This is a genomic window from Streptomyces flavofungini, assembly GCF_041028215.1.
Lineage (GTDB): Bacteria > Actinomycetota > Actinomycetes > Streptomycetales > Streptomycetaceae > Streptomyces > Streptomyces flavofungini_B.
The window spans coordinates 1-8,843 of record NZ_JASKYR010000353.1; the positions used below are offsets into that span (position 1 = coordinate 1).

8 protein-coding genes and 1 tRNA gene are annotated in these 8,843 nt (G+C 72.3%); 4 read left to right on the plus strand and 5 right to left on the minus strand.

Annotated features, from left to right (window positions below; all coding sequences use genetic code 11):
• Positions 1–365 precede the first annotated feature (365 nt).
• The 3 genes from AB8Z36_RS23130 to AB8Z36_RS23140 form a co-directional block, all read right to left on the minus strand.
• Entirely contained in the window at positions 366–1,334 is a 969-nt protein-coding gene (locus AB8Z36_RS23130; protein WP_369215281.1) for a DUF5926 family protein, read from the minus strand.
• Between the two features lie 68 nt (positions 1,335–1,402).
• Positions 1,403–2,020, minus strand: coding sequence for an ATP-binding protein (locus AB8Z36_RS23135; RefSeq protein ID WP_369215282.1), 618 nt, complete (start codon positions 2,018–2,020; stop codon positions 1,403–1,405).
• A 71-nt stretch (positions 2,021–2,091) separates the two neighbouring features.
• A complete protein-coding gene (locus tag AB8Z36_RS23140) occupies positions 2,092–2,994 on the minus strand; it encodes a glycerophosphodiester phosphodiesterase family protein (RefSeq protein WP_369215283.1) in 903 nt (300 codons plus the stop codon).
• 229 nt (positions 2,995–3,223) lie between these two features.
• Between AB8Z36_RS23140 and AB8Z36_RS23145 the strand changes: the two genes are divergently transcribed.
• A complete protein-coding gene (locus AB8Z36_RS23145; RefSeq protein ID WP_369215284.1) occupies positions 3,224–4,696 on the plus strand; it encodes a S1C family serine protease in 1,473 nt (490 codons plus the stop codon).
• Positions 4,697–4,794: 98 nt separating this feature from the next.
• Positions 4,795–4,881 (plus strand) — tRNA-Ser (locus AB8Z36_RS23150).
• A gap of 100 nt (positions 4,882–4,981) precedes the next feature.
• Here AB8Z36_RS23150 and AB8Z36_RS23155 read toward each other — a convergent pair.
• Both AB8Z36_RS23155 and AB8Z36_RS23160 read right to left on the minus strand, forming a co-directional pair.
• A complete protein-coding gene (locus tag AB8Z36_RS23155; RefSeq protein WP_369215285.1) occupies positions 4,982–5,932 on the minus strand; it encodes a hypothetical protein in 951 nt (316 codons plus the stop codon).
• 238 nt (positions 5,933–6,170) lie between these two features.
• A complete protein-coding gene (locus AB8Z36_RS23160; RefSeq protein WP_369215286.1) occupies positions 6,171–7,070 on the minus strand; it encodes a bifunctional DNA primase/polymerase in 900 nt (299 codons plus the stop codon).
• A 406-nt stretch (positions 7,071–7,476) separates the two neighbouring features.
• Here AB8Z36_RS23160 and AB8Z36_RS23165 point away from each other — a divergent pair, with 406 nt between their 5' ends.
• Positions 7,477–7,788: a hypothetical protein gene (locus AB8Z36_RS23165; RefSeq protein WP_369215287.1), complete on the plus strand. Its 312-nt coding sequence runs from the start codon at positions 7,477–7,479 to the stop codon at positions 7,786–7,788.
• Positions 7,789–8,041: 253 nt separating this feature from the next.
• On the plus strand, positions 8,042–8,843 hold an 802-nt coding region (locus AB8Z36_RS23170; protein ID WP_369215288.1), incomplete at its 3' end, for an acyl-CoA dehydrogenase family protein.

Below are 8,843 nucleotides of genomic sequence, written 5' to 3' on the forward strand. Positions count from 1 at the left end.
GTGCGAGACGCCGCGGGAGCGCACGGCGGGCGAGACGGCCGCGTATACGGCGGTGGCGGAGTTCGCGGCGGGGGAGTCGGGCGGGCTGCTGCTGCGCTCGGGCAGCAACTCAGCGGCGCCACAAGCCAGTTGAGCCGGGCGGGCCAGCYCCGGGCCGGGCCCGGACATGAAAGGGCCCGGTTGCTGGCGACGGGGGATGCACCAGCAACCGGGCTACCTGAACGGTAACAAGAGATCGGCTCCTGGCAAATTCGATCTCAGTTATCCGGACAGGGACTTACCTGTAGGTACGGGGAGTTGTGACAGGAGTCACGCATTCCGTACGGACCGGCCCAAGGGCGGGCTCGGCAGGACGGGCATCCGGGTCAGCTCAGGGTGACCTGGCGGTTGGTGAGACCACCGCGCGCCCTGCGCTCGTCCGCGGTCAGCGGGGCGTCCGACGCGAGCGCCGTCGCGAGCCGCTCGGCGAACTCCGCGGCGGGCTTCTCCACGTCCTCGGCGCCGACGCCGGTCGGCAGGTCCCACACCGGCACGGTCAGACCGTGCGCGCGGAAGGAGCCGACGAGCCGGGTGCCCTCGCCCAGGCTCGACGCACCCGCCGCGTGCAGCCGGGCCAGCGCGTCGAGGAGCCGCTCCTCGGGGTGCGGCATGACCCACCGCAGGTGGTTCTTCTCGGGCGTCTCGCACCAGTAGGCGGCGTCCACGCCGGTCAGCCGCACGGTCGGGATCGCCGCGGCGTTCGCCCGCTCAAGGGAGGCGGAGACCTCGGCCGACGCGTTCTCCGCGTCCGGCACCCAGAACTCGAAACCGGCGTGCACGGCGGGCTCGAACGGGCCGTCGGCGGCGAGCAGATCCTGCAGGCGCGGCCCGTCGGCGGGCGCCCTGCGGCCCTGCACCGGCGTGCCGGGCTCGGCCTCGAAGGCACGCTGGAGGGTGTCGGCCAGGTCGCGGCTGATGTCACCGGAGGACGTGTCGTTCTGGAGGCCGAGCAGGACCGAGCCGTCCTCGCGGCGCAGCGCGGGCCACGCCATCGGCAGCACGGTGGCGAGGGTGACCGAGGGGACGCCGTCGGGCAGCCCGTCCTTGAGCGTCAGGGCGACGGTGGCGGCGGGCACCAGCTCCCGCAGCGCGACCCAGTCGCACTCGCCGGGCAGGCCCTCGAAGGGGCGCTGCACCAGCTCCGTCACGGCGTGGGACGCGGCCCGGCCGTGACACGCCTTGTAGCGGCGGCCCGAACCGCAGGGGCAGGGCTCACGGGCCCCGACCACAGGGATCTCTCCGTCCTTGAGCTGCGGCTGCTGCTTGCCCTTGGACTGGGGGCGCTTCTTGGCCATCTGGGTGTCTCCCGGCTGCGGCTCTCGTGCTCTTTCACGTACGGGCGCGAGCCTAGCCGTTGATGCGCTCAGTCCATGTCGTCGTAGGGATCCGCGAAGGCGAGCTCCGAGAGCGCGGCCGCCGACGGGGCGGTGATGCGCGTGGCGAAGTCCTCGTGCCGGTGGCCCGCATGGACGACGGCCCAGACCGTGACCTCGCCGTGCACGTCGTCACGCACGCCCCAGGTGTCGGCGAGCGCCGTGATGATGTTGAGTCCGCGACCGCCGTGCGCCGTCACCGACGGCGTGGCCGGAACCGGGCGGGTCGGGCCACCGCCGTCCGTCACCTCGACCGTGAGCCGGCCCGTCTTGTCGACGTGCCAGGCCGCCCGCACGTCACCGTCCCCGACCATTCCGCGGCCCAGTGGCCTGCCGTGCCGGCAGGCATTGCTGAGCAACTCCGACAGGATCAGTACGGCATCGTCGATGACCGACTCCGACACTCCGCCGACACGCAACTGATCACGCATCCGGTGTCTTGCTTCGCCCACGCCCGCAGGGCCATGGGAAACGGCCATGCTCGACGACGTGGGCACCTCCCGTGCCACCACCAACGCCACCCCCGAGACCTCCTTCGCCCCACGCCACGGTGTGGATGCCCCAATGGCCTGGACCGGAAACCGGCCAATCCGTGTGTGGTGACGCACTCGTGCCGGTCGTTCACGGACCGAACGCGCCGGTGCACTCCCTGTGACGCACCGTGAGGCTCGCGGGGTCCCTACCGCAGGCCCAGACCGTCGAGCTGGGTGAGGACCTGCCGGGGCCGGTTGGTGATGATCGCGTCCACGCCGAGCTCGGCGCAGAGCTCGACATCCGCCGGCTCGTTCACGGTCCAGACGTGCACCTGGTGACCCGCCCGCTTGAGCTTCGCCACGTAACCGGGGTGGCCGCGCAGGATGCGCAGGGAGGGGCCCGCGATCCGCACGCCGTCGGGGAGGCGCCCGTCGCGGTGGCGGGGCGAGACGAACTGCATGAGGTAGACGGTCGGCAGCGTGGGGGAGGCGGCGCGCACCCGGTGCAGCGAACGCGCCGAGAAGCTCATGACCCGTACCGGCGAGCGCTCCGCGGAGGGCGGTGCGTCGAGGCCGAAGCGCTTGAGGAGCAGCAGGAGGCGCTCCTCCACCTGGCCCGCCCAGCGTGTCGGGTGCTTGGTCTCGATGGCCAGGCGCACCCGGCGGCCCGAGGCGTTGCTGTCGGCGACGAGTTCGAGGAGGCGCTCCAGGGTCAGGACGGACGTGTCCTCGGCGGGGCCGCCCGCGAGGGCGGAGCCCTCCAAGCCGGTCCCTTCCCAGGCGGGCCCTTCCCAGGCGGGCCCCTCCCAGTCGGGTCCCTCGCCCTCCAGGGCCTCGTCGTGGTTCCGCTTCCAGGAGCCGAAGTCCAGGGCGGCGAGATCGGCCAGCTCCAGGGCCGAGACGGCGCCCCGGCCGTTCGAGGTGCGGTTGACGCGGCGGTCGTGGACGCAGACGAGGTGCCCGTCCGCGGTGAGCCGCACATCGCATTCCAGGGCGTCCGCCCCGTCCTCGACCGCCTTCTTGTAGGCGGCCAGCGTGTGCTCGGGAGCGTCTTCGGAGGCTCCGCGGTGGGCGACGACCTGAATGTGGTGCTGTCGTGCGAGGGTCACCGCGTCATGGTGCCATCACGGGGTACCCGAAAGCGCGCCGGACGGGGTGCCTCGGGGAGCCGGACACACAGGCTCGGCTTATGGTGCCCTGACAGCCCATGGGAAAAGCTGACTGCGTACAGGTAGACAATCGGCACAGCCAGGCCGTGACCGAAGACCGGGCCCGCGACGGCTACGACAGCCATGACAGCCATGACAGCTACGACAGCATGGACCGAGGAGTAGAGCTGTGAACACCGAGAACGAGGGCAACGCTGTACCTCCGGCCCCGTCCGCACCTCCCGTGCCGGTGGACGCTCCCGCGGTTTCCGCCGACTCCGCCGGTTCGGCCGGGGCGGCCGGTCCGGCTGGTCCGGCCGGTGCGCCCGGGGGCGCGGCTTCCGGTGCCGGTGCGGCTCCTGGTGCCGGTGCGGCTCCCGGTGCTGAGAGTGGCCCCCCGGCCGGTGCCATGCCCGCGGCGGGTTCCGAGGCGTGGCCGCCTCCGCAGCCGCCCGCCACGCCCTCGTACGCCAGTGGCGGAGGTTCCGGTTCCGGCTGGGGCGCGTCGTATCAGCCGCAGGAGCCGAAGCCCGGGCGGCGGCGCGGCGGGCTTGTCGCGGGGGTCCTCGCCGCCGCGCTGGTCGCGGGCGGTGTCGGCGGCGGCATCGGCTACTGGGCAGCCGAGCACAACGACAACGACAGCGGCTCGACGACGGTCTCGGCCGCGGACACCCCGGCCGACCTGAAGCGCGAGCCGGGGTCGGTCGCCAGAATCGCGAACGACGCGCTGCCCAGCGTCGTCACCATAGAGGCGCAGAGCGGCAGCGGCGAGGGCGGCACGGGCACCGGCTTCGTCTACGACAAGCAGGGCCACATCCTCACCAACAACCACGTGGTGGCGTCGGCGGCCGAGGGCGGCAAGCTCCAGGCGACGTTCTCCAACGGCAAGAAGTACGCCGCCGAGGTCATCGGCCGCGCCGAGGGCTACGACGTGGCGGTCATCAAGCTGAAGAACCGCCCCGACGACCTGAAGCCCCTCCCGCTCGGCAACTCCGACCGGGTGGCCGTCGGCGACTCGACGATCGCGATCGGCGCCCCCTTCGGCCTCTCCAACACCGTCACGACGGGCATCATCAGCGCCAAGAACCGCCCGGTGACCTCCAGCGACGGCGGTCAGAGCGGCAAGAGCTCGTACATGAGCGCCCTCCAGACCGACGCCTCGATCAACCCCGGCAACTCCGGCGGTCCGCTCCTCGACGGCCGGGGCGCGGTCATCGGCATCAACTCCGCGATCAAGCCCGCCGAGAGCGGCGGCGGCCTCGGCGGCACCGGCCAGTCGGGCTCCATCGGCCTCGGCTTCGCGATCCCGGTCAACCAGGCGAAGAACGTCGCCCAGCAGCTCATCAAGACCGGCCAGCCCGTCTACCCGGTGATCGGCGCCTCGGTCTCCCTCCAGCAGGAGGGGGCGAACGGCGCGACCATCTCCCGGGAGCAGTCGGGCGGTTCCGAGCCGGTCACCCCGAACGGCCCCGCCGACAAGGCGGGCCTGAAGCCCGGCGACGTCATCACGAAGCTGGACGGCTCGGTCATCGACAGCGGCCCCACCCTGATCGGCCAGATCTGGACCCACAAGCCGGGCGACACCGTCAAGATCACCTACGAGCGCGGCGGCAAGGAGCACACGGTCGACGTCACTCTCGGCCAGCGCAAGGGCGACAGCTGACCCGCGCCCCGGGCGCGGCGCCGAGCCGCTGCTCCCCCGCAGCCCCGACAGGCTAGTCTTGTCCCCGCGCCACACCGGCCTCCGGCCGCACGGCGCGGGGTGGGTTGCCCGAGCGGCCTAAGGGAACGGTCTTGAAAACCGTCGTGGCAGCGATGTCACCGTGGGTTCAAATCCCACACCCACCGCGGCGTAGAGAGCCCCCGACCGGAGTTCAGGTCGGGGGCTCTCGACGTGTCCGGACGTCGCCGGTTGCCGGGGCTCAGGGGCATACGCCCCGAGGGACGGCTACTTCAGGTCGTCGAAGCAGGCCTTCTTGATGCTCTTGACGCCGAACAGTGTGGTGAAGCCGCTGCCGAGGGCCGAGGCCGCGCCGCGCTTGGAGTTGACGCCCGAGAGGACGGCCACGAGCTTCTTCACGCCGCCCGCGGCCTTGATCGCCTTGTAGCTCGCGGTGCCCGGGTGGAAGGCGGCGGCCAGGGCTCCGCCGCACTTCATGGAGTTCCAGGTGTCACTGACGATGCCGCCCGCGATCTCCTTGGTCTTGTCCCACCACTTGGGGTCGGCGACGACGGGGTAGGCGGTCGACGCGTCCGTGTGGATGCTCTGGACGAGGTCGTCGCCCTTGACGCGGTAGGAGGTCGCGACGGGCCTGCCGTGGGCGTCCTTGGCCCAGGGGGCCTGGAAGGTGCCGACGAGGTCGCCCGCGCCGTCGACGACCAGGACGCCGCCGTCCTCGTCGGCGACGGCCCGCGCGCCGCTGGGCAGGTCGAGGGCGAAGCGGTACTCGGTCGGGGCCGTCGCGTCCTTCAGGGTGATCAGTGCGCTCGCGCTGCCGTCCTTGCCGACCTGGGCGGCGACATCGACGGAGTCGGCGGGCCGCGAGTAGACGACGGTGCCGCTGGGCGTGACCCGCGCGGTGGCCGCCGAGGAGCCGGGCAGGCCGACCCGGAGCTGCTTGCCGTGGGCGTCGGTCACCGTGAACGTGCCGGAGCCCATCGCGGGGAGTTCCACCCGCGATCCCCCCGCCTCGGCGATGAGCGTGCCATCGGCGCGGGTGCGCGGAATGGAGAGGCTCTCGGTGCCGGTGGCCTTCTCTACGGCGAGCGTGGCCGCCGCGGCGGACTCCCTCGCGGTCTCCCCTGTCGTGGTCGTTCCGTTCGCGAAGGCCGGAACGGTGCAGGCCAGCAGCGCGGCGGCGGTCAGCCCCGCGACGGTGGCGGACGATGCCCTGGTCAAGGCGTAAGTGGTCACGAAGTTCCCCTGCTCGTGAAGTGCTCATCACCAGGGCCCTGGTCGGGGGCCGGTGGTGACGTGATCGCACAGAGCATGTCATCGGGCCAGGGCCTTCCCCCAGCGCGGAGGGGCCCGACGAGGGGAGAGAAAGGTAACTGGAACCTTACGGTCCCTTTATCCGTCGGCCGTCATCCGGCGGTCACGGTCCGTCGGCCGTCATCCGTCGACGGCGGTCCGTCGGTCACTGACCGCCCTCCACACCCCGCGTCAGCCGCGCCGCCGACGCGATCGTCGAGTGTGCCTCGCGCTCCGTGAGGCCGACCCGGAGCGCGGCGTCCACCAGGCGCGGCGTCAGTGCCTCGCCGATGCCGTTCTCGTGGGCGCGGCACGCGGCCCAGAAGAGGCGGGTGTTGCGCTGGCCCTCSTGCGCCGCCCGGACGAACTGGACGAGCCCCTCGCCCTGTTGCGGGTCGCCGGGTTCCCTCGGCCGGGTCCTCGCGGGGGCGCGCGGCGGCGGGGTGAGCAGCCGCAGCAGGGCCGGTGGGCAGGGCGCGGGCGGCAGATGGGCCGTGCCGGGGACGGTGCCGTAGACGCCGCGTTCGGTGTGGGAGCCGGGGCCGACGAGGTAGCCGCCGGCGCCCCGCACGTCGATGCCGGGAGCGAGCCGCCCCGCCGAGTTGGGCACCACGGTGCCCGGCGGTCCGGCCAGCCAGATGTGGCGCCCGCCGCTCGGTGTCGTGACGACGACGGTCTCGGGAATCGTGAAGAGGTGCCGCAGGGCGAGTGCCCGCAGGGCCGCGGAGGCGTCGGCACCGCCCTTGGTGTCGAGGTCGATGCCGATCAGATGGTGCGGGGGCAGCCCGCAGGCGATGCCGTAGCCGGTGGCCCAGGGGGCGGCCGCGAACAGCTCGCGGATGCGGCGCGGGTCGCACGACGCGTCGTACACCCCGTGCCCCGGACGTCCGCACTCCCCGTGGCAGGGGCGCGCCCCGGTCGCGCGTCCGGGTGCCGTCAGGGGGTGCGGAGAGCGCACCGCAGGCAGCTTCGTACGGGAGAGCGGGATCACCGCGAGGCCGCGCTCGGCGGCGGACAGCGCGTACGCGAGCGCGAGAGCGGTGGCATGGCGGTCGGTGGTGGCCATGCTCCGAGTTTCGTACGTATGTTCGATGAAGGGAAGGGGGCGCGGTCCATGACGGGCCCGGGGGGCGCGCGATGGGCACCGGTTCGCACCCGTGCGCCGCATGCCAGGCGTAACGCTTCGCCTCTTGGGGCGCCTGGTTCGATCGTCCTGGCGCCCGCGTGTGAGCGGGGGTTTCGCGGTGGTCGCGCGCCCCAAAGAACGCATCGGGTGTTTATCGACAAGTCATCACGCTTCAGGGGGATTCAGCGCTTGCGGGGTAGTTCGCCGGGGATTCGGTGGGCAACTCTGATCCCGCGACGTCGAGCAGCACCTCAAGGCGGACGGCCAACCGCCTTGGTACAGCCGTACTTCTCGGTATCCCCCGGCTTTCCGCCGGTGCGTACCGCCTGTTCCGGAGGAATAAGACATGGCAAGCAGCCGTACCGCCCGCGTCATCGCCGCCGCCGCGGCCCTGCCCCTGGCCGCCGCTCTCTTCACCGGTATCGCGACGGCCGACAACGGCGCCATCGCGGGCAACGGGTCCAACGCCGGAGTGGCGACCGTCAACGGCAGTGGTGTCGGAGGCAGCAACCACGGCAACTCGTCCACCACGCAGCAGCAGGCCGTCGGCAACGGCGCCTCGAACCAGAACAACAGCGCCCAGGTGAACGGCTCGGGCTGGACCGCCATCGACCAGTCCAACGAGAACGTCGCCGTCAACTTCGCCCAGCTCTGGTGAGCCGTCACCCCGCGGAGCCGCTCGGGACGGTTCGGCGGGGTCGGCACGACCAGCACTCTGGGGTGTGACGGGTCCTGTGCGGCGATGCTTCGGCATCGCCGCACAGCCGTTTCCGGGGAAAACCGCACAGCCGTATCCGGCCCAAGACGTCGGCGTCTTGACACCGGTGCACCATCTGACGGACAGTCAGAAACCGCTACGCGCACCGGCTCCACGTCCCGCGTCCCAGGTCCCAGACGGAGAGGCCGCCACCGTGCACCTCGCCCCCACCGAACGCCAGCGGCACCTCCGTGCCGAACTGCGCGCCTATTTCCGTGACGTCATGCCCGAGGGGCCGCCCCGCGCCGAGGACGCGCACGGACAGCGCGCGCTGCTGCGGCGCATCGGCGCGGACGGCCTGCTCGGGCTCGGCTGGCCCGTCGAGTACGGGGGCCAGGGCCGGGGCGCCGACGAGCAGTTCCTCTTCTTCGACGAGGCCTACCGCGCGGGGGCGCCGGTCTCCATGGTCACCCTGAACACCGTCGGGCCGACGCTCATGAGGTACGGCACCGAGGCGCAGAAGGCCGCCTTCCTGCCGCGCATCCTCAGCGGCGACCTCGTCTTCGCCATCGGCTACAGCGAGCCGTCGGCGGGCACGGACCTGGCCTCGCTGCGGACCAGGGCCGTCAGGGACGGTGACGACTGGCTGATCGACGGCCAGAAGATCTTCACCTCGAACGCCCAGCACGCCGACTGGATCTGGCTCGCCTGCCGCACCGGCCCCGGCGCCCCGAAGCACCAGGGCATCTCGATCGTCCTCGTGCCGACCGACGCGCCCGGATTCTCCTGGACGCCGATCGAGACCGTGGGCGGCCTGACGACGACGGCGACCTACTACGACGGCGTACGGGTGCCCGCCGCGCACCTCGTCGGCGAGGAGAACGGCGGCTGGCGCCTCATCACCAGCCAGCTCAACCACGAGCGGGTGGCGCTCGCCGCGATCGGCATGCAGGCCGAGGAGTGCTACGAGGCGGCGCTCGACGCCGCGCGCACCCCCGACCCGGTGACGGGCGAGC